General features: G+C 30.4%; 18 protein-coding genes. 14 read left to right on the top strand and 4 right to left on the bottom strand.

The annotated features are described in order from the left end of the window. The first annotated feature begins 3 nt into the window (after positions 1-3). On the top strand, positions 4-1,356 hold the full coding sequence (locus ACZ49Z_RS00245) for a hypothetical protein (RefSeq protein ID WP_464306203.1): 1,353 nt from the start codon (positions 4-6) through the stop codon (positions 1,354-1,356). Positions 1,357-1,632: 276 nt separating this feature from the next. Beyond that, positions 1,633-2,349, top strand: coding sequence for a DUF4339 domain-containing protein (locus ACZ49Z_RS00240; RefSeq protein WP_464306202.1), 717 nt, complete (start codon positions 1,633-1,635; stop codon positions 2,347-2,349). 84 nt (positions 2,350-2,433) lie between these two features. Here the strand turns inward: ACZ49Z_RS00240 and rho are convergent, their stop codons facing one another. After that, positions 2,434-4,203: a transcription termination factor Rho gene (gene rho, locus ACZ49Z_RS00235; protein WP_464306201.1), complete on the bottom strand. Its 1,770-nt coding sequence runs from the start codon at positions 4,201-4,203 to the stop codon at positions 2,434-2,436. 187 nt (positions 4,204-4,390) lie between these two features. On the opposite strand from rho, the gene ACZ49Z_RS00230 reads away from it, so the two are divergent. Further along, the gene (locus ACZ49Z_RS00230) at positions 4,391-4,804 is read left to right on the top strand and encodes a DUF4293 domain-containing protein (RefSeq protein WP_464306200.1); all 414 of its coding nucleotides are present in this window, start codon (positions 4,391-4,393) and stop codon (positions 4,802-4,804) included. Between the two features lie 81 nt (positions 4,805-4,885). On the opposite strand, the gene ACZ49Z_RS00225 is transcribed toward ACZ49Z_RS00230, so the two are convergent. Together ACZ49Z_RS00225 and ACZ49Z_RS00220 are read right to left on the bottom strand one after the other, a co-directional pair. Then, positions 4,886-7,282, bottom strand: coding sequence for a hypothetical protein (locus tag ACZ49Z_RS00225; RefSeq protein WP_464306199.1), 2,397 nt, complete (start codon positions 7,280-7,282; stop codon positions 4,886-4,888). A 98-nt stretch (positions 7,283-7,380) separates the two neighbouring features. Beyond that, positions 7,381-7,878 (bottom strand): metallophosphoesterase family protein, encoded by a 498-nt coding sequence (locus ACZ49Z_RS00220; protein WP_445710968.1) that lies wholly within the window; start codon positions 7,876-7,878, stop codon positions 7,381-7,383. 164 nt (positions 7,879-8,042) lie between these two features. Here ACZ49Z_RS00220 and truA point away from each other — a divergent pair, with 164 nt between their 5' ends. From truA to ACZ49Z_RS00195, 5 genes are all read left to right on the top strand, one after another. Beyond that, entirely contained in the window at positions 8,043-8,783 is a 741-nt protein-coding gene (truA, locus tag ACZ49Z_RS00215) for a tRNA pseudouridine(38-40) synthase TruA (protein ID WP_464306198.1), read from the top strand. 33 nt (positions 8,784-8,816) lie between these two features. Next, a complete protein-coding gene (locus tag ACZ49Z_RS00210) occupies positions 8,817-10,562 on the top strand; it encodes an ABC transporter ATP-binding protein (protein WP_464306197.1) in 1,746 nt (581 codons plus the stop codon). A gap of 48 nt (positions 10,563-10,610) precedes the next feature. After that, positions 10,611-12,401, top strand: coding sequence for a BamA/TamA family outer membrane protein (locus ACZ49Z_RS00205; RefSeq protein WP_464306196.1), 1,791 nt, complete (start codon positions 10,611-10,613; stop codon positions 12,399-12,401). A 128-nt stretch (positions 12,402-12,529) separates the two neighbouring features. Further along, positions 12,530-13,918, top strand: a complete 1,389-nt coding sequence (gene lpdA / locus ACZ49Z_RS00200) for a dihydrolipoyl dehydrogenase (protein ID WP_464306195.1) — start codon at positions 12,530-12,532, stop codon at positions 13,916-13,918. Positions 13,919-14,575: 657 nt separating this feature from the next. Further along, a complete protein-coding gene (locus ACZ49Z_RS00195; protein ID WP_464306194.1) occupies positions 14,576-15,322 on the top strand; it encodes a DUF6261 family protein in 747 nt (248 codons plus the stop codon). A gap of 205 nt (positions 15,323-15,527) precedes the next feature. Here the strand turns inward: ACZ49Z_RS00195 and ACZ49Z_RS00190 are convergent, their stop codons facing one another. Beyond that, positions 15,528-15,734 (bottom strand): hypothetical protein, encoded by a 207-nt coding sequence (locus tag ACZ49Z_RS00190; protein ID WP_464306193.1) that lies wholly within the window; start codon positions 15,732-15,734, stop codon positions 15,528-15,530. A gap of 644 nt (positions 15,735-16,378) precedes the next feature. Here ACZ49Z_RS00190 and ACZ49Z_RS00185 point away from each other — a divergent pair. The 6 genes from ACZ49Z_RS00185 to ACZ49Z_RS00160 all read left to right on the top strand — a co-directional run bounded on the left by ACZ49Z_RS00185 (position 16,379) and on the right by ACZ49Z_RS00160 (position 22,490). Beyond that, a complete protein-coding gene (locus ACZ49Z_RS00185; protein ID WP_464306192.1) occupies positions 16,379-17,218 on the top strand; it encodes a GIY-YIG nuclease family protein in 840 nt (279 codons plus the stop codon). A 427-nt stretch (positions 17,219-17,645) separates the two neighbouring features. After that, positions 17,646-18,080 carry a hypothetical protein gene (locus ACZ49Z_RS00180; RefSeq protein WP_464306191.1) on the top strand — a complete coding sequence of 145 codons (435 nt, stop codon included), beginning with the start codon at positions 17,646-17,648 and terminating at the stop codon, positions 18,078-18,080. Positions 18,081-18,746: 666 nt separating this feature from the next. Then, positions 18,747-19,742, top strand: coding sequence for a polysaccharide deacetylase family protein (locus ACZ49Z_RS00175; RefSeq protein ID WP_464306190.1), 996 nt, complete (start codon positions 18,747-18,749; stop codon positions 19,740-19,742). Beyond that, positions 19,739-20,851, top strand: coding sequence for a GNAT family N-acetyltransferase (locus ACZ49Z_RS00170; RefSeq protein ID WP_464306189.1), 1,113 nt, complete (start codon positions 19,739-19,741; stop codon positions 20,849-20,851). The genes ACZ49Z_RS00175 and ACZ49Z_RS00170 overlap by 4 nt, the downstream gene beginning before the upstream one ends. Before the next feature lie 181 nt (positions 20,852-21,032). Next, the gene (locus ACZ49Z_RS00165) at positions 21,033-21,248 is read left to right on the top strand and encodes a hypothetical protein (protein WP_464306188.1); all 216 of its coding nucleotides are present in this window, start codon (positions 21,033-21,035) and stop codon (positions 21,246-21,248) included. Between the two features lie 294 nt (positions 21,249-21,542). Next, positions 21,543-22,490 carry a hypothetical protein gene (locus ACZ49Z_RS00160; RefSeq protein ID WP_464306187.1) on the top strand — a complete coding sequence of 316 codons (948 nt, stop codon included), beginning with the start codon at positions 21,543-21,545 and terminating at the stop codon, positions 22,488-22,490. Positions 22,491-22,505: the final 15 nt, after the last annotated feature.

The raw sequence follows: 22,505 nt of genomic DNA, 5'->3' as shown, positions 1-22,505 counted from the left end.
ACTATGAAAAAATTATACACACTTTTAACAGCATTATTAATATCACTTACCGTTTTTGGACAAGCACCAGAGAAAATGAGTTATCAAGCAGTAGTTAGAGACGCAAGTGATGCTTTAGTAGTTTCAACAGCAGTTGGAATGCAAGTAAGTATTCTTCAAACATCTTCTACAGGTACAGCTGTTTACGTGGAAACACACTCACCAACAACAAACGCTAACGGATTAGTGAGTGTTGAAATTGGTGCAGGGACAGTAGTTTCAGGAGATTTCTCAACAATCGATTGGTCTTCGGATTCTTATTTTATAAAATCTGAAATTGATCCATTAGGAGGAACTGCATATACAATTACAGGAGCAAGCCAATTATTAAGTGTTCCTTATGCATTATTTGCAAAAAGTTCTGGTGGAGTTGCAGGAGCAGAATGGAATACTTCTGGAAATAATATTAGAAACACAAACACAGGTAGTGTAGTTGTGGGTTCTAATGTTACCAATTCTAATTTGAATTTTTATGTTACAAATAATGCTTCTCCTAAAATGGCAATTGGAAATATTGGAGGGTTTAATAATATCAATTCAGGAGAGTTACATTTTGTAGAGGATGCAAATTATGCTGCTGGTGAATGTGGAATTAAAATGCAACACAATGGTGCTGCAAATAATTTGTATATCATTGGAGGATGTTCTGCTCCAGATACTATTGCAAGATTTAATAGAAATGGTGCTTCAAACATGAGGCAATTAAGATTAGGGTTAAGTTATAATTCTAATCCAGCTAATCAGCTTTCTGTAGATGGTAATTCGGATTTTACAGGGAACGTAACAATTACAGGTGATTTAAACGTAACAGGTAATATCGCAAAAGGTGGTGGTACTTTTAAAATTGATCACCCTCTAGATCCTAAAAATCAATATTTAGTGCACAGTTTTGTTGAGTCTCCAGAAATGATGAATATCTATTCAGGAAATGCAAAAACAGATGCTAATGGGTATGTTACTGTAACTTTACCTTCTTATTTTGAAGCAGCAAACAAAGATTTTAGATATCAATTAACAACAATTGGTAGCTTTTCACAAGCAATTGTTAAGGAAAAAGTTGCAGGTAATAAATTTGTAATCCAAACAAGTACTCCAAATGTTGAAGTAAGCTGGCAAATAACAGCAGTTAGAGCAGATAAATATGCTAATGAAAATAGAATTGTATCTGAAAAAGAAAAAGAATTTAAAGGAACATATGTACATCCAGAATTATATGGGGCAGGACAAGAGCAATCGGAGACTTTTGCTAGAAATCAAAAATTAATGAAAGAAGCGGCTGCAGAAAATCAAAGAAAAAATAACGCAGACGGTCAATAAAAAAAATAAGAATACAACTTTTGAAAAGCACCTAGTATTAAATATGCAAGGTGCTTTCTTTTTCTTTATAAATAATTAGTTATGATTCTTCTTAAAAGTGATGTTGTTGTGGAGATAATTAAGTATGAAATTTACTTGCTGTTTTGTGTTAAAAATTATACAAAAAACACGTAGAAATACCTATTCCAATACGTTTTTTATAGCTTAAATTTGAAGAAGTTTTTTTTTTGTGATTGTAAAATGCAAAAAAAAAAGAATATTAATCAAATAAAGAAAATGAAATCGATTTATATTATTGCTGATGATAAAAAAATTGGACCATTAAGTTTTTCAGATTTATTAGATTATGAAATAAATGAAGAAACATTAGTTTGGTATGAAGGCAAAGAAGATTGGCAACCTGCTTCAGAAATTCTTGAGTTAAAGGGTTTTTTGGTGTCTAAGTCTTTTTTGAATAGTATCGATGCTGTTTCTCCAACTATTGATAATTTGGTCGATGGAAATTTAACACAGCCAGAAGCCTTTTTTAAGGTAAACAAGAAATTATTTATAAATTATTTTCTTGTGGTTGTTGTAATTTTGATTACAACTACGTTTTTCTTTTTCTACTTTCATAGAGTTAACAAACAGAAACTTTTAGAAAAAGATAAACTGTTGATTGAAAAATCAAATGTAATTGTTCATCTAGAAGATTCTATTGCAAAATTGAAGCGCATAAATGCACAATATGAATTTATAGAAAATGAAAAAGAAATTGAAGAAGAATTGAGTAAAAAACAACATCAAATAATGCAGTTATCGAATGCTGTTTTAGAAGCTATCGAGAATCGGAAGAAAGCCGAAGAATTATTAAAAACTGCAAATGCTAACAAAGACTATGGAGATATAAATGATAGGATTAAAGATGTGAATTTTGCCAAAGAAGAAGTTGAAATTTGGAAGAAAAAAGTTGTCTTATTGGAAAACGAATTAAAACAATTAGAAACTTTTTAGTTTAGCTTTAATAATCGAAAAGCAAATACAAAAAAGGCTTACCTTATTTTTTAGGTAAGCCTTTTTGTGTGATAAAGTATTGTTTTATTCATTCATTGAAATTAAAAACTCTTCATTGTTGCGTGTGGTTTTAATTCTTTTTTCAATAAACTCCATTGCTTCAATAGGGTTCATGTCTGCTAAGTACTTACGTAGAATCCACATTCTATGAATTGTTGTCTCATCTAAAAGCAAATCATCTCTACGGGTACTAGAAGACACTAGGTCTATAGCAGGGAAGATGCGTTTGTTAGAAATTCTTCTGTCTAACTGTAATTCCATGTTACCCGTTCCTTTAAACTCCTCAAAGATAACTTCGTCCATTTTTGAACCAGTCTCAGTTAATGCAGTTGCTATAATGCTCAAAGAACCACCATTTTCTACATTTCGAGCAGCACCAAAGAAGCGTTTTGGTTTTTGTAAGGCATTTGCATCAACACCACCACTTAAAACTTTTCCAGAAGCAGGTTGAACAGTGTTGTAGGCTCTTGCTAAACGCGTAATAGAGTCTAAAAGAATTACAACATCATGTCCGCACTCTACTAAACGTTTTGCTTTTTCTAAAACAATATTAGCAATTTTAACATGTTCTTGTGGTTCTCTGTCAAAAGTAGAAGCAACAACTTCACCTTTAACACTGCGTTGCATATCGGTAACCTCTTCAGGTCTCTCATCGATAAGTAATACAATCATATATACTTCTGGATGATTAGCCGCAATTGCATTTGCTACTTCTTTTAATAGCATAGTTTTACCCGTTTTTGGTTGGGCAACAATCATTCCTCTTTGTCCTTTTCCTAATGGAGAAAACAAATCAATAATACGAGTAGATAAAGTGCTTCCTTTTTCGGCAATATTAAATTTTTCTTTTGGAAAAATTGGGGTTAAGTGTTCAAATGAAACTCTGTCTCTCACAACTTGAGGGTCGTGTCCGTTAATTTTAAGAACTTTAACCAAAGGAAAATATTTTTCTCCCTCCTTTGGAGGTCTCACCACACCTTTGACAGTATCTCCAGTTTTTAAACCGAATAAACGAATCTGTGAAGTCGATAAATAAATATCATCGGGAGAAGCTAAATAATTATAATCAGAAGAACGTAGAAAGCCATAGCCATCTGGCATCATTTCTAATACCCCTTCACTCTCAATAATACCATCAAACTCATAATCGGGCTCTCTAAAATTGGCTTTATTATTAGCTGTATTATTGTTGTTATTATTATTGTTATTATTATTGTTGTTAGCGATTGGCTTTTTGTAAGCAGGGTGATTGGGGTTGTTTTGATTAGCCTTATGATTAGTGCTTTTCTGGGGAGGGTTTTGTTTCGGTACAGTGTTAGTTTCTGTACTTGGAGCTTTAGACTGAAGTGTTTCTTCTGTGTTTCTTTCAGTTGGAGGAACATTCGTAATTGGTTTTGCAATTACTGGTTTTTCTTTGCTAACAACTGGTTTTTCTGTTACTGTTTTTTCGTTTTCTGGTCTCTTTGTTATTTTATTTGGAACTGGTTTTGCCTTAGTTTCTTTCACTTCATCAGCTTTCTTTTCTGTAGCTAAAGGTTTTTCAGTTTTAATAGGAGCAGTTTTTTTGGGAGACTTTGGAGCAGTAACTCTTGCTCTTTTGGGTTTTTCAACAGATGGTTCTTCTTTTAAAGCCTCATTTGTTTTAATTGTATCGGGATTAGCAGCCTGAACATCTAGAATTTGATAAATCAATTCTTCTTTTTTTAATGTTCTGTATTTTTTAACTTTGGCTACTTTAGCAATTTCTTGCAAATCAGAGAGTTTTTTCTCTTTTAATACTTCAATATCAAACATGGATATATAATGAATAAATTATTTTTGAAAGGTTAACAAAAAAATATTGAGATTTTTTTTGAGATTATACAATTCGTAGAATGAAGTACTTACGATTGTACAATGCAATAATACGAATAAAATTGAATAAAACAATAGTTTTTTAAAAAAAGAAAAACTATTTTTGCTTTGCTAATTAAGTAAAAGAATGATACAAAGAATTCAAACACTACACATGACTGTTAGTATTGCTATGACTGCAATATTTCCTTTTGTTTTCTTTCTGTGGAAAGAAGTAGGAAATGAAGTACCTGTTTTTTTTACGTCTTCTACTATATATATGTCATTGTTTGGTATTGTATCCTTACTTACATTGATTAGTGTTTTTATGTACCAAAAGAGACAACTACAATTTGTTTTGAACAGATTGTCAATGATATTTAACTTTATTTTACTAGGATTTTTTGTGTATCGAACACTAAGCTTATCCGGAGAAACGGAAGTTTCTGAGAAGGGTATTGGGATTCTTCTTCCTGCCATTTCTATCGTTTTACTTGTTCTGGCTAACAGAGCAATTAAAAAGGACGAAGATCTCGTAAAATCTGTGGATCGATTGCGATAAACCTAACATCTTAGTTTATTAGTGCGTTAAAAACCCGAATCTTAATGATTCGGGTTTTTTGTTTGTAGTTTATATTAGTCTTTAATAAAATGAGATGAAATTGTAGAGTTTTTCTACTGCTTCTCTTTCTTTCTTAGTGAGTTTCTCTTTGTAAAAAGTCAGATTGTTTTTAAATATATAGATAATATCATCAATATAACCATAGTCTTCTAGTATTTCTAATAGTTTTATTAACCCATCATAATAACACTCATTTTCAATTAGAGCCAATGTATAATTTCTCTTTAAATAGGGATCATTAGGGATTATTGTTAATGCTTTTTCAAATGCTTTTTTAAAATTTAAAACATCGTTCAAGTTTGCATAGCAATTGCCGAGTGCACCATAAACATTCACGTCATTCTCATTAATTTTGGCACATTGTTCAAGTATTTTTATTGCCTTTGTATCATTTTTATTATATAGTGAAATTCCATCATTTAACATTTCGATATAATTTGCATCTTTTTTTAAATAATATACACTATGTTTAAAATTTTCTGGCTCAATAAGTTTTAATGGTAGCCCAAAACCTTTTAAAGCTTCTAAATTATTTTCTAAATCATCAAGACTAATCATGTTTCTGTCTTTTTCTAGATAAAAGATTAGTGCAGCTAATGATTGTATGTTAGGATGCTCTAACGTAAAAAGCAAATCAAAATAATTAATCTTTCTGCAGTCTTTAATATTAGAATTTATACCTTCAAAAGAAGTAGAAACAATCCATTTAATAGGTTTTTGTTTCAAATTATAAATATCATTTTTTGCTTTAAGCGATATTTCAGCATCATTTAATTGTTGACTAGCTTTTTTGTCAGATTGTTCCGATTCATTAAAAGCATCTTTTGCAGAAACTCTAAGATAGGTTCTTTTTAGTTGTATAAAAAGTGTGGTGTTTGCATCTTCAACAATAATATCTACATCTCCATCAATAAGATTTGCTTCGTCTTTGTTTGTAACTTTTACTTTGTATCCTTTTTGTTTAAATTTATTACCTAAATATGTTTCCATTTCAGTTGCTGTGTGCTTTCTTTCTTGAAAATTCTGATTTAAATGCTGAATAGCCATTTGCGTTGCCGCAAAAAACCAATCATTAGTTGCTAAAAAAAGCATGGGGCAAAAAAAGGAACTACCCATTTTAAAAAATGGTTTAGTCCAAACGTTATATTTGATGTTAAATCGGTTAAAGCCTTTCTTTTTATTTGTTTTGTAGGACAGTATGTCGAATGAAAGCGAAGTGTCTTCTTCAGAAATACCTGTTACCTCTTTAACAAGCGCTACATAAGTCTCTTCTTTTATTAATACATAGGGAAGTATCTCTATTTTATTTTTTACTGAAAGTGCAATTATTTTTAAATAATTATCAAACCAATCGGTACTGATACTTTTAAATTGCTCAATACTATTTTCATATCGATAAAATTTGTGGGCTGCATAGGTGCTAATGCCATGAAAAACCTTGTTTATGCTTATATTTTTTTCTTTATGTATATAATTAGGAATTGTTGCATCGTGTAGAAAAAGTTCAATTTTTTTCAACTTGACGGCAGCATCTAAATTCATTTTGAAATCAGATTCTGTTTTTCCAGGAATTATTAATTTCTTTTGATTAATCAAGTTTGAAATTACTTCTTGTGCTTTTAATTGATAATTAAAACTTACTTTATTATACCGTAATCCATCGAGTTTCCACTTGTAATAATGTATTGGTTTTTGAACCAAGTAAAGACAATCATTCTCAATTAATGGATTGATTTCTAAATCAAAGCAATACGCTTGTAATACATCTTCGTTAAATGAAATCCAATGGCTTATAGCGTTTAAAACAACATTAATTTTCGGATCAATTGTTTTGTTGCTTTTTATTTTTTCTAATACTAATTTGTGAAAAGTTTGATTGAAGTTTTCTGCCGTTATGGTTACAGGCTCTTTTGCAAAATGCCAATAGAATTCTATAAAAAAGGTATAAACAGAACCTAATTTAGTTAGCTTTTGTTGAGAATTATCCGAATATCTTTCATTTTCAAGCCAAAATGCTACTTCTGATAAAACATAATCTACTTCAAATTTTAATAATTCAGATGATTCTTTTGAAATAGTATTCCATAGCTGATGTTCTTCTTTTTGAAGAAAGTCCCATAGCATTACATGTTCCTTGAACTTTTGTAGGAATGAAAGGCTCTTAAAAAAAGTTAATCGATTAGTGTCGAGAAACGCTTGAGTTGTTCTAACGGCTTTTACAAATTTTTCAGGAAATAATTCCGATAACTTTATTTCAAGCGTTTCAGAATGTATTTTCTCTTTCGAAAAATAATCATATAACAAATCATCTAGAAGATTACTTTTAGTAATGTCCTCTTTTGTGTGTTCTAATAAAAGATGAAGAGCTTCAGAATATTTTTGAGCTTTACTCTTTTGTTTTATTAAGTTTGTATTCATAGTTAAAATTTAAAATTGTCGCTATGCGAGATAGTAACTATGAAGCATGTCAAATATAGAAAAAAATAAAATAGAACTGTTTTTTTAAACAAAAAAAATTACACTCTATTGCCTAATTCTATCACTTCTAAATTCTGAATTTTATCGCCATCAATTTCAAAACGCAACATGGTTCTTTTTTGATGAAAACCATGCTTTCCAATGGCACCAGGATTCATGTGTAGTAACCCTAATTTTTTATCGGGCATTACTTTCAAAATGTGAGAATGCCCACAAATGAAAATTTTGGGCGGATTTTTTCTAATTTCTTCTCTCACTTCAATATTATATTTGTCTGGATAACCACCAATGTGGGTAATCCAAACATCAACACCTTCACACATAAAGCGATTGTGTAACGGAAATTCTTTTCTAGCTTCATGGTTGTCTATGTTTCCAAAAACAGCACGAAGCGGCTTTTCTTTTTTTATGGTATCGGTAACAATCAAATCGCCAATATCGCCAGCATGCCAAACTTCATCAGCAGAGCGAACATATTTCATTATTTGCTCGTCGATGTAACTGTGTGTGTCTGAAAGTAAAAGAATTTTTGTCATTAAAAAAAGTAAAACTGTTTAATAAAAAGCGAAGTTACAAACTTAATTCTTCTTAGACAGCAACATAATTTTTCATTTTAATATAAATTTAGGAAACTTTATAAATTCCTATTCTTTAAACTTTGTAACTTTGCTGCTTTAAAAACCTTTGCTATAATTATAATTTGAGATACTTCATAGAATTTGCTTACAACGGAAAAGATTACTTTGGGTTTCAGATTCAGCCCGATGCAGCTTCTGTTCAAGAAACGCTGAATAAAGCTATTAATTTATTATTTAAAACCACTATAGATATTGTGGGTGCTGGTAGAACAGATAGTGGTGTGCATGCCAAACAAATGTTTGCCCATTTTGATTATGAACAAGAGATTGATGCTTCATTATGGGTTAAAAAATTAAATTCCTATTTGCCCAAAGACATAGTGGTTTTCAAAATTTTTAAGGTGCATGATGAGGCACATGCACGTTTTGACGCATCTAGCAGAACCTATGAATATTATATTCATAATTTTAAAGATGTGTTTAACCATGAAGGAAGTTGGTATTTCTATAAAGAGTTGAACGTGGAAAAGATGAATGAAGCATGCAAAATTCTTTTTGAGTATATCGATTTTGAATGTTTTTCTAAAGTGCATACCGATGTTCGTACTTTTAATTGTACTATTACAGCAGCATTTTGGGAAAGAAAAGGGCATCAATTAATTTTTACAATTACAGCAGATCGTTTTTTAAGAAATATGGTAAGAGCAATTGTTGGAACCATGATAAATATAGGAATAGGCAAAATTACGATAGACGATTTTAGAAAAATAATTGAAAGTAAAAATAGAAAAGAAGCAGGATTCTCTGTTCCGGCACATGGATTATATTTGGTAAAAGTAACCTATCCTTATGTAACCGAATAAAACTAAAGTAGATAATTAACTTATAAAGCTGCAATGAGTAAACCGAAGTTTAAGTCATTAAAAAAAGTATTAGAGTATTCAAAACCATATAAAAGCCGATTTTATTGGGTTATCTTGTGGGCTATTTTACTGTCTGTCTTTGCTGCTGGAAGACCTTATTTGTTAAAGCAAACCGTTGATGGATATTTAAAAACCCATGACGCTCATGGGTTGTTATATTATATCATTTTAATGGGAGTAGTTCTTCTTTTAGAGGTTGCTTCACAGTTCTATTTTACCTATTGGGCAAACTGGCTCGGACAAGATATAATTAAAGACATTCGAGACAAATTGTTTTCTCATATAGTGTCTTTTAAAATGAAATATTTCGACAACGAACCTGTTGGTAAGCTGGTCACAAGAACCGTTTCCGATATAGAATCTATTGCAAGCATCTTTAGTCAAGGACTTTTTATGATTGTTAGTGATGTTCTAAAAATGATTGTAATACTTGGTATTATGATCTATATGAATTGGAAACTAACACTAATTATTCTTTTGGCAATGCCAATATTAATCTATGCTACCAATATTTTTCAGAAAAAAATGAAAGTAGCCTTCAATGAAGTGAGGAATCAAATTTCGAACCTAAACACTTTCGTTCAAGAGCGATTAACAGGAATGAAAATTGTGCAACTTTTCAATAGAGAAAAGATAGAAGCACAGAAATTTGAAGCCATTAATCAGAAGCACAACAAAGCATGGTTAAAAAACATACTCTATAATTCGGTTTTTTTTCCAATCGCAGATATAGTAACCAATGTAACATTAGGAGTTGTCATTTGGATTGGTGTTAAAAGTGTTATTAATGACGAAGGATTAACCACAGAAGGACAATTGTTTGCCTATATATGGTATATTAACATGTTGTTCAACCCATTGCGTCAAATTGCAGATAAATTTAATGTCATGCAAATGGGAATCATAGCGGCAGAGCGCGTCTTTGAAGTGCTAGAAACAGACAGCCAAATCCAAAACAAAGGCAATAAAGTAGTTACTAGTTTCAAAGGAGCCATTTCGTTCAAAGACGTTCGTTTTAGTTATGTCAAAAATGAAGAAGTACTAAAAGGAATCAATCTAGAAGTGCAATCTGGAGAAACCATTGCCATTGTTGGAAGCACAGGAGCTGGAAAATCTACCATAATAAATCTATTGAATCGTTTCTATGAAATAGATTCAGGAACCATCTGTGTAGATGGAGAAAATATTAAAAACTACACATTAGAAAGCCTTAGAAAACAAATTGCTATTGTTTTGCAAGATGTCTTCTTGTTTGCAGATACCATCTATAATAATATCACACTCTATAATAAAGACATTAGTAGGGAAGAAGTAATAAATGCAGCAAAAAAGATTGGTGTGCACGAATTCATTATGAACATGCCCAACGGATATGATTATAATGTGAAAGAACGAGGAGTAATGCTTTCCTCTGGACAAAGACAATTAATAGCCTTTCTAAGAGCCTATGTGAGTAATCCTAGTATCCTCATTCTAGACGAAGCAACATCGTCTATAGACACCTATTCCGAGGAGTTGATTCAAAAAGCAACAGCAACCATCACACAAGGAAGAACCTCCATAGTAATAGCACATCGTTTGGCTACAATTATTAATGCAGATACAATCATCGTGATGGATAAAGGACAAATAGTAGAATCTGGTTCGCATCATGAATTATTAAAAATAGAAAAAGGATATTATAAAAAACTATACAATTCCCAGTTTGAAACCAAATAAATAAAAATATTGAAACCTTATTTTTTTATAGTAGTACTGTTCTGTTCAATGCTAACTAGCCTTGCACAAACCAATGATACTATAAAGAAAGATTCATTATCATTTTATAAAAAAGCACATCACTATTCCCAAAAAGGCAAAGTTAATAAATGGCTCTACAATTTAGTATTTAGAGCCTCTTCTATTCCTGTAAAAGAAACCAAAACAGAAGAAGTTCCCATTAAGAAAGAAAGTAAGTATAAAACGGGTAACGGAAAAATAATTCGAAACATCTATATCGAAACCTTAGATCCCTTTGGCTATTCCATAGAAGACACCCTTCGAAAACCAAAACGAAAAATAGATAAAATAGGGAATAGTTTGCACCTCAAAACAAGAGAAAGAACCATTAGAAATCTACTGCTTTTTAAGAAAAACGACATTTGCGATAGTATCGTTCTTGCCGAATCGGAACGGTTAATCCGTAGGCAACGCAATACAAGAAGAGTAATTGTTCTGCCACAGCTAATAGATCAAGCTAATGATTCAATAGATATAATAGTTCGTTCGTTAGACTCTTGGTCGCTCATTCCCACAGGCAATATTTCAACAAATCAATGGAATGCTAGAGTGACAGAAAGGAATCTTTTTGGTGTTGGACATCAAATATCGGGCAACTACAAAAAGAAAATAAGCAGTAGCAATAACGCTTTCAGTGCCAACTATCGCATCAATAACATTCAAAAAACCTATGCGACATTTCATCTCAATTATGAAAACGAGTTCAATGGAGACAGTAGTAGAAGTCTCGATTTGTCCAGACCTTTCTTTTCTCCTCTCACCAAAAATGCTGGAGGTGTATATTATCAAAACCAACTGCAAACCGAATCTTTTATTGTAAATGATAGCTTAAAAACAACCCCTATAAAAACAGCCTATCAAGAATATTGGTATGGAAGAGCATTTAAAGTGAACAATGAAAATAGTTATGAAAACAAAACAAGAAATCTCATTGCAGGAATAACATTTAATAATCGTCATTATATTCAAAAACCAGAAGCAAATTTAGACCCTTATGCCTTTTTTAGCGACGAAAAAAATATTATTGCCCATTTTGGAGTTTCATCGCAAAAATATTTTAAAGACAACTATATCTATTATTATGATATTGTGGAAGACATACCCTATGGCTATAACTATGCAATTACTCTTGGCTATCAAGACAAAGACAATGCAAAACGGTGCTATATTGGGGCTAAATATTCCTATGGTAAAAAATTTAATTTTGGCTATTTGAGTGGCTTTGCAGAATGGGGAAGCTTTTTCAATAACGACCAATCAGAAAGAACAGCCTATAAAATTGGACTTCACTATTTTTCACCATTGTGGCATTTAGGCGGTTGGAAAATTCGGCAATTCATCGTGCCCTATTTTGTTGCAGGAAACAACAGAAACCCTTCAGACAAAGACAAATTAACATTAGACGGAGAATATGGTCTGCCCAAATTTACATCGCGAACCATTGGTACAAAAAAATGGTTACTAACACTCCAAACCCAAGCCTATATTCCAAAAGCATGGTTAGGCTTTCGTTTTAGTCCCTATCTCAATTGTTCCATCGGTTCCTTAATTAATGATTCCGAATCTCTTTTTAAAGAGGAAGCCTATTCAAAGTTCTCCGTAGGTATAGTCATTAATAACGATTACTTAGTTTTCAATCGTTTTCAAATATCCTTTTCCTACTATCCCAGCATTCCATACGAAGGAAACAATTTATTCAAAACCAATGCAATTGATAATTCCGAGTTAGACGTACCCACTTTTCACCTATCAAAACCGCGCTATATCAATTATCAATAAGCTAATAAGCCAACCATAGCAAGAAAAAATAAAGCACATGAAGTGTTAACTTAAAACAAAGATAACAACATATAAAAAATTTCCTTAAATTCGCAAACTCATACTCATTAAAGATAAAAAATAACGAAATGAAATACGATATTGTAGTTTTAGGAAGTGGTCCTGGAGGATATGTAACAGCTATTAGAGCATCACAATTAGGTTTTAAAGTAGCCGTTGTTGAAAAAGAAAACTTAGGAGGAATTTGTTTAAATTGGGGGTGTATTCCAACTAAAGCCTTGTTAAAATCGGCACAAGTTTTCGATTACCTTAAGCACGCTTCAGATTACGGATTAAAAGTAGATAACGTAGATAAAGATTTTTCTGCAGTTGTAGCACGTTCAAGAAGCGTAGCAGACGGAATGAGCAAAGGAGTACAATTCTTAATGAAGAAAAACAAAATCGATGTAATTGACGGTTTTGGAAAAGTACTACCAGGAAAAAAAGTAGCCGTAACAGCTGCCGATGGAAAAGTAACAGAATACACAGCAGACAATATTATTATTGCAACAGGAGCACGTTCTCGTGAGCTACCAAACTTGCCACAAGATGGTAAAAAAGTAATTGGTTACCGCCAAGCAATGACATTAGCAGAACAACCAAAGAAAATGATCGTTGTGGGTTCTGGAGCCATTGGAGTAGAGTTTGCACATTTTTATAATGCAATGGGTACAGATGTAACTATTGTAGAATTCATGCCAAATATAGTACCAGTAGAAGACATCGACATCTCAAAACAGTTTGAGCGTTCTTTGAAAAAAGCAGGTATTAAAATCATGACCAATGCTTCGGTAGAAAAAGTAGATACTACAGGAGAAGGAGTAAAAGCAACTGTTAAAACAGCAAAAGGAGAAGAAATTCTAGAAGCAGACATCGTACTTTCTGCTGTTGGAATTAAAACCAATATCGAAAACATCGGGCTAGAAGAAGTAGGTATTGCTACAGATAGAGATAAAATCCTAGTAAACGATTTCTACCAAACAAACGTTCCAGGATATTATGCAATTGGAGATGTTACTCCAGGGCAAGCATTGGCACACGTAGCATCTGCAGAAGGAATTCTATGTGTAGAAAAAATTGCAGGAATGCATGTGGAGGCCTTAGACTATGGAAACATTCCTGGATGTACCTATGCTACACCAGAAATCGCATCTGTAGGTTTAACAGAAAAAGCAGCCTTAGAAAAAGGATACGAAATAAAAGTAGGTAAATTTCCTTTCTCAGCATCAGGAAAAGCAAAAGCAGCAGGAACGCCAGACGGATTCGTGAAAGTAATCTTCGATGCAAAATATGGAGAATGGTTAGGTTGCCACATGATTGGAGCAGGAGTAACCGATATGATTGCAGAAGCAGTTGTAGCGCGCAAACTAGAAACAACAGGGCACGAAATCTTGAAAGCAGTGCACCCACACCCAACCATGAGTGAAGCAGTGATGGAAGCTGTTGCAGATGCATACGGAGAAGTAATTCACCTGTAAGAAAATAAACGTTTGGTGTGCATGTAAAATTTGCAACATTAAACAAAACCATAAAGTCCGATTTGTGCAAGCAAGTCGGACTTTTCATTTGGGCGTGCCCCATCGTCGTTCCTCCTCAAGGTCAGGCTGTCCGCTCTATCTTTTATTCCGCTAGCGCTACATAAAAGGATGCCGCTACCATCCTTCACGCAACCCCAAAAACAAATAACCGTTTTCAAAGTAATAATGTGTCTAAATGCACAGTAGCTGAGGTGAAAAGCAATTTTTTAGTGCTAAATACTCAGTATCTGAGAAGAAAAGTAATCTTTTGATGCTAAATACTCGGTATCTGAGGAGAAAAGTAAACTTTTGGTACTAGATACTCAGTATCTGAGAAGAAAAGTAATCTTTTGATGCTAAATACTCAGTATCTGAGAAGAAAAGTAATCTTTTGATGCTAAATACTCAGTATCTGAGAAGAAAAGTAATCTTTTGATGCTAAATACTCGGTATCTGAGGTGAAAAATATTCTTTTAATGCAAGAGGAAACTTGGTATTGAATGTAAAAAAAACGTTTTTCATGTTGTAAATGTTGTTTTTAATCTAAAATGTAAAATTTTTCCCAATTTGTTTATTAAAATAAGTATTTTCGTACCTATCAATTATAAACAATACAACATGAAAGAGTTACAATCTCTAAACATCGCAAGATTAAGTAATCTTGAGTTTGGACAACATGCAAAAAGCGTACTAAACGGCATTACTACGTTAAACAATGCTACCGATGAAGGTTTTACAAACTACCTCGCACAATTAGCAACCAACAGCAACAACTATGACAGAGCCATGATACAGGTTCAAAAAAGCGATGAAACAGAAAAAATTGTTCAAGCTGATCAACTTCGAGACAAAGCTGTTACCGCCCTCAATCGGTATCTAAGAGTATTCGAACTCTCGGAAAACGAAGAAGAAGTACTTGCCTACAAAAGTTTAAACACCCTATTAAAAACCTACAGAGGCATTCAATCTTGGAATTTTGAAGAAGAAAGCAACGGTATCGACAACCTTTTGAACGATTTAAACGAAGGCAAATACCTTGCTAGTGTTGCACTGTTAAACATGACGAGCTATGTAAACCGACTAGCCACACGTAATAATGAATTCAAAAACCTCTTTGCGGGTCGCACCCAAGAAGTAGCATCGAAAGAAGTATTCGATGTGAAAAAATTAAGAAACAATTTAAAAACCACCTATTCCGATTTGGCAGATTATGTACTCAGCATGTCGAAAAGTAAAAACACAGACGAGTTCAACAAAGCACTAGACCTCATAAACACAGTGCGAAAATACTATTCCGATCTGTTAGCCAAAAGAAAAGCAACAACAAAGAACACACCCGAAACACCCATTCCACCAATGGAATAATAGTCATGCCAGCCGAAAGGTTGGCATTTTTTGTAGTTATGAATATGTTATTGATATATTTGGAAATATTTATTAAAAATCAACGTCTTCAATGTATTTAAACTCTTGTAGTTGTGTACATTTATGATTTATCAGTAATTTAACCTAAAAATATGTATAAATTAAGAATCGCAAATTGTTTAGTGTTTTTCGCGATATTTTTTTTCTACTCGTGTATTAATTCAGATGAAGAAGAAATAATTGCGAGTACAAGTTTAGAATCGCTTTCAATATTTGTTAGTAATTCTAAAGCAATATGCGATACAATTACCAAACTTAAAAATAATAATAGTAAGCTTTTGATATGCTCCCAAGAAATTGGAAAATCAGGTAAAATTTTCTTTTTAACCGAATCGTGCATTCCATTTCGCATAAAGCATGATTATTATTATAAAAAAATTAATGGTTTAGATGTGTTTTTTTATGATTACAATAAACCACTAACAAATAAAAAAAATCAAAAAGAAATTGAATTACTAATAAAAAATAATATTGTAAAAATTGAACCTAACACTAATTGGACTTGCTGTAAAATGCCATATTATATATTTTCAATATGTAATAATAAAGAATTAAAATGTTATGATTTTGAAACAAAAATAAATTTAGAACGGGAATACTTTAAAAGTAGAAAAGTTGGAGGATCTATAAGTACCTACTATTTATTATGTGCTCATTGTGAGTAAAAAAACTATCGAATCAAATAGACTACTTATTCAGTAACTAACACCATTTTACACATCAAATTCGTTCAATTCATTTGCTGTTTTATTCAAGAACCATTAACGAATAATAATAACAAAACAATAGAAATTTAGATACACGTAAGCACAAAAAACTTATAGCATATTAAAAGTCCTTTAGATGATTAGTAAACAAAAAATGATATATTTGAAAAAAATAAAATAGGACATTTATCATACTTATACAACCATTTTTGGACGTATATGTATGACAAAGTAATACATATAAACGAGTTAGCTGAAACCGTCTGAAAAAACTGCAAAAAAGAAGAAAATGCTTAAATCAAAACTTAATTCTCTGACAAAAACTCTTGAAAAATTGTTAATGGAAATGTCTGAAAAAGACATTCTTGATTTATCAAAAAATGATAATGGAGTTTTTAATGTTGTTGTAGATTTACACAATGAATCATTTTCTACAATTGTTTGGAACGATGATAAAGCTAACTTTGGCTACTATCTCATTTATGTAACTAAATCTAATCGGAAACTTGAAGGATACTTGATTCAACTTCAACCTCTTAAAAAAAACAGAAACGAGTTAACAAATCTATTTGCTAATTTTATTGGAACAAAGTTTAATAAAAATGAAGAAGAAACAATGGGAGTTTTTAATGCTTTTCAAGACCAACAAAGAACAATATTTGAAAGAAAAGATTATTTGACTTTTGGCGATGAAATAAAAGATTTAGTTAAAGATTCAAAAGCTAGTTTAATTGTAAAAGGTAACAAATTGCCGTTATATGTTCCGTTTGCAAAAAAACAAGAAACAGAAAAACTTGACAAGAATACCAAACCCAAGGAAAAAGATTTAGAAAATTATGTATATATAATGCATAATAAGTCAAATAATTATTATAAAATTGGTAGAAGTATAAAACCCGAACACAGAGAAAAAACTTTACAAGCTCAAGAACCGGATATTATTTTAATTGAGAAATGGATTGCACCTGCTGAAATTGAAAGATTACTACATCAAAAATACAAACTAAAAAGGAAAAGAGGTGAATGGTTTGAACTTATTGAAGAAGATATAGAAGATATTAAAATATTTATGTTAGAAATAACTAGCCGAAAATTGACAAATCGCAAAAAAAATAACGGCATCAGCTAACAGCTAAGGTTTATTCATCAATTTTTATTGTTTTTTTATAGGTATTCATCTTCACTCCGTGGGTCGTTGCGTGCGAAGCACGAACAATGAAACCGTGGTTGAACGGAACCTATTATATTCCACCACTATGGGGTTTTCGTTATGTTTTTAGAAGGAATTTCAAGAGGCATGTGAGCCTCTTTTTTTTGGAGTAAAACCAAGGTGTTTTTTAAGTGTTTTTCCATCACTTTTGAGTATAAATTCCCTTACCCATAAAATTAACTTTTACAGGGATTGGGATTTTGGCTATTGCTGATGTATAATAAAAATTGCATTTAAAAAAGTTTTATAGTATAGCTTAAATCCGCTATTTTTACTTCAATTTATAACACAAAGTAAAATAAACGGAGGTTTTAAGACAAACTGGCGTTATGCATAATTTTAAAAAATGAAATTAAATCAAGACCAATTTGAAGCTCTAACTTATATTTTTGAAAGAGAAAATGGAAATATAAAGAGTGAATATGAGAACGAAATAATAAAAGAATCTGGAATTGGAGATCTTGATCCAAATGCTTTAGAAAAAATTGTTGTTGATGGTATAAATAATGGAACTTACATAAACTCTTCCGAAAAGATTAGTGCGTATTGGTCACTTGGTAAGCGTTATAATAGAAACTTAATCCCGAACTTCCGTAAATGGCTTACTGAAGAAATAAAACTTAATGACCTACAAGCTGTTTATCAAATATTAATATCTCTAGGCAATATGGACGAACCAGTCTTTAATTCAGACAGAAAAGGAGGCTCTGATTTTTATGAAACAGAACTTAACTTAAGAGACGCAAAAGATTATTTAGAAAAAACTATGCATAACAGCTAATGTTTATTCATCAATTTTTATTGCTTTTTTATAGGTATTCATCTTCACTTCGTGGGTCGTTGCGTGCGAAGCACGAACACCCGAGTAAAACGAACAGACGAAGTAATGAATTATAATCACTGAACACAAAAACACAAATAATAAAAGTGAAGTAAACCGTGGTTGAACGGAACCTATTATATTCCACCACTATGGGGTTTTCGTTATGTTTTTAGAAGGAATTTCAAGAGGCATGTGAGCCTCTTTTTTTTGGAGTAAAATTAAGTTGGTTTTTCCGTGTTTTTCCATCACTTTTGAGTATAAATTCCCTTACCCATAAAATTAACTTTCACAAGGATTGGAATTTTGGCTATTGCTGATGTATAATAAAATTGCATTTAAAAAAGTTTTTTAGTATAGCTTAAATCCGCTATTTTTACTTTTATAATAAACAAAGTAAAAGGTATTTTGTATAAGCCGACTTTCAGTATTTTATGATTAAAACACAATCAGGTAAAGATTATAAAGAAAAATTATGAAAAATTAGTTTTTCTATTTTTTAAAAATAAGGCTAAAAAAATATGCTTTAACCTTTAAAAAAAATAAATAACTAGAATAAAATCTATATTTTTACATCTTAATAATAAAAACTCTGGTGCTAGCATCAGAGTTTTTAATTAAAAAACTATGGGAATTGTTAAAAACGCTTTATACAAAACGGCTAATAAAAGATTTTTAAATATTTTTAAAAATCAAACAATATTTCCTTATTATCATATAGTAAGAGATGATCAAGTAGCACATATTGAAAATTTATATCAGTTTAAAAACTGCAAACAATTTTTAAATGATATAGATTTATTAACAAAACATTATAAGTCAATTAATCCTCAAGATCTATTAGATAACGGTGAGTTAAAAAATAATTTCTTACTTACTTTTGATGATGGGTTACAAGAAGTTTATACCGTTATTTATCCAATTCTAAAAAAGCATAACCTAAAAGCAATTTTTTTTATAAACCCCAACTTTGTTGATAATAATGAAGGATTATATAAGCATTATATTAGTGTGATACTATCAGACCTTAAGAGAATTAATTTCGAAAAATCAACGTTAGACAAAATAAGTCAAATTTTATCTATAGAATATAATTCTATTGAGGAGTTTAAACAAAAAATTATTAATATTAAGTTTTCTGAAAGAGAAAAGATAAATGATGTTTTAGAGTTCCTAAAAATTGATATTAAAGCATATTTACAAGAGCACAAACTATATATTACAAAAGCACAAATTCAAGAAATGATTAATGATGGTTTCTTCTTTGGAGGGCATACCATGACGCATCCTCCATTAAATCAACTTTCACATGAAGAACAGAAAAAAGAAATAATTGATTCTATTGACTGGCTTAAAGAAAATTTCAATGTTAATTATTCATTTTTTGCTTTTCCATTTTCTGATAAATCTATTTCGAAAAAATTAATGAATGAATTGTTTGAATATGATGACAAGATTAAACTATTTGGAAATTCGGGATTAAAGAAAGATATAGATAATCGAATCATTCAACGTTTTTCATTAGAGAACCCTCAAAGAACAACTGCAAAGCAAATTGTAACTGAAAATTTATACAAGTATTTCAATAAATTAATAGGTAAGTATAATATCAAAAGAAAATGATAGAAATAAAAAAAGTATTTAAAAAAGATGTTCCAAAACTATTACTAGATAATGAGTTTTGGAATTTTTCGTTTTTAACAATTAGTAAACATAGATTATTAGCACACTATAAAAATCCAATAATTGAAGAAAATGATATAGTTTTATTATTAGCTTACTTAAATAATGAATTAGTAGGTTATATGGGGTTATATATTGACAAAATAAATATTAATAATCAGTCTAAAAAAATTGGATGGTTATCAACTTGGTGGGTACACCCAAAGACTAAAGGAACAGGAATTGGACGTGAAATTCTAAATACAATGTATGTTGAAAATCAAGGTAAAATTGGAATTTCGCAATTTACGCCAAGTGCAAGAAGAGTATATGATAAGTCTGGCTATTTTACAACATTAAAAGAAAATATAGGTATAAAAGCAGTACTTAGAAGTAATTTACAATTTGTAATTCCAACGCTATTTCCAAAATCAATTTTTTTAAAAAGGCTATTAAACACTATAGATGGAGTTATAAATTCAATGGTAAATTTGAAATTATATATTCAAAAAGCGATATTGTTAAGTAGAACAAAACACTTAACGATTGAATATTTAAATCATTTAGATTCTGAAACTCAAAATCTTATTAATACTTTTAATAAAAATGATATATCAATCAAGGATAATAATTTTTTTGAATGGTTAAAAGCCTACAATTGGGTTCAAAAAGCACCTTTATTAGAATTAACTAATAAGGATAAATATGAATTTTCAATTTATGATACAGAATTTGAATTTTCATTAATGAAAATAAGCAACAAAAATGAATGTATTGGTTTTATAGTACTTCAAAAAAGAAACTATGTTTGTAAAGTACTTTTTTCATATTTTGATAATTCAAAAAATACAATTGATGTTTCAAATATCATCAAATTACAGGCAATGTATCAAAATACTAGAGAAATTATTTGTTATGATGATGCTATTTGTGAAAATTTTAAAAAGTCAAGCATATTTCTTTATAAAACAAAAAAAGTCAAACAATCAATAATATCAAAAGAATATAAGATAACAGATTTTACTAATGTTAGAATGAATTTCGGTGACGGTGATTGTTCATTTGCATAATTTAAAAAGTGGAGACTACCAATAGGTACTGGAAATACAGATTATGCCTGTTCAAATTGGAAATGATAAAAAGTAGTTGCCAATATTGTACAAAAAAAAAATGATAGAAGTTAATTGGAATTTAATCAAAGAAAAAATATATTTTTGAATAACATTAACAACACCGTTAAAAATTATAATTATGATGAATACTGATATTTTAAAATTATATAAACAACTGGATGACATGGAGCAAACTAAAGAAATTAGCCAGTTGAAGAATCAAATAAAAGAAACGTTGTATCAAAATTTAAGAATGCATTTTCTTGAATTGACAAGCATTGGACGTGTAATTGGATACGATGAATTACAGGAAGAGTTAAAAAAGGCGATTGACCTTATAGAACTCCAAAAATAAAATCTAGAAGTTTTAGGAAAGAAGAACGAACGCGCAACAATGCATAATAAAACATAGAGGCAGCAGTGATTTAATACAACTAGTTAGCTCCGTCAAATCTACAATTTGATGGGTTGTTTAAAGTTTAAGTTTGTGTCAAACCATAAATTTGGCTCATTGCAAATTTGTAAGCTAAGTGCTTCAAACTCCCTTACAGTTTTATATGCTCAGCTTTAACTGTTATTTTGAATTACGTAACTCGATAGTAATTGCCAAATACATGAAATAAATATTTCTTTGCAATAAAAAAAGAAAATGATTACAGATTCAAATTATTTTGAGCCAAAACTTGATAAGATTAATCAAGAATTAGAAAACTATAATTCTGGTGTTGAAATTATTAGAAAAATGATTGTGTTTAAAAATACAAAGTCTGATATAATTCAACATTTTCAAGAAATCTTCATGAACTTTCCTTATACAATTGAAACGGCAACTGATAAGATTGGAATTTCTCTTGATTTAATACAATTATACGAATATTATTATTCGCTTTCTGATTATGAAGAAAAAATTGATAGAGAAAGAATTGATGAAATTGAATTCAAAAAGCAAGAATTCAAAAATTTAAATGGAAATCATGAAATTATTTATGATTACTTCGTAGAATATATTCACTATTTGGTTTATAGGTATAAAACAGTTCTTGAAAACACAAAAAATCATTTTTTCTTTGACGGAATTGATGATGAAAAAATAATTCTAATGAACTTATTAAAAAGATATAAAAGTGTTTTGAAGGACGAAACAAAGCAAATAAATATTTTTTGGGGAATTAGATTAACTAAAGATATTTCCAATATCGCACTCGATATTTTAATAGACTTTATTGAGCAACGGTTAAAATTATTGACTGTTGAAATCGAAGATATTGGAAACGAATACAAAACAACCTATATAGATAATAATATAAAACCTTTAAAATGGTTAGGAACTCAACAAGAATTATTAGAATTAATAATTGAACTTAATAATAAAAATTGGATTCCAAATATTGAAGAAGGAGATAGAAAAAAATTTATCAATTCAGTTACGAATTTATTTGATTTAGAAAATACAAAAAGGAGTTCAAAAACTGACCATTCAAACTCACTGTATCAAAAATTTAAAGGAGAATACATAAATGGAAAAAGAATCTTTCCATTTTTGGAACAACATAAATACAAAAGAAAATTTAATGAAATAAAGAAAAACAACAGTTAACAGCTAGAGTTTCAT

Source organism: Flavobacterium sp. KY-23415 (assembly GCF_055384985.1).
This window is presented reverse-complemented; position numbering and strand designations above follow the sequence as displayed.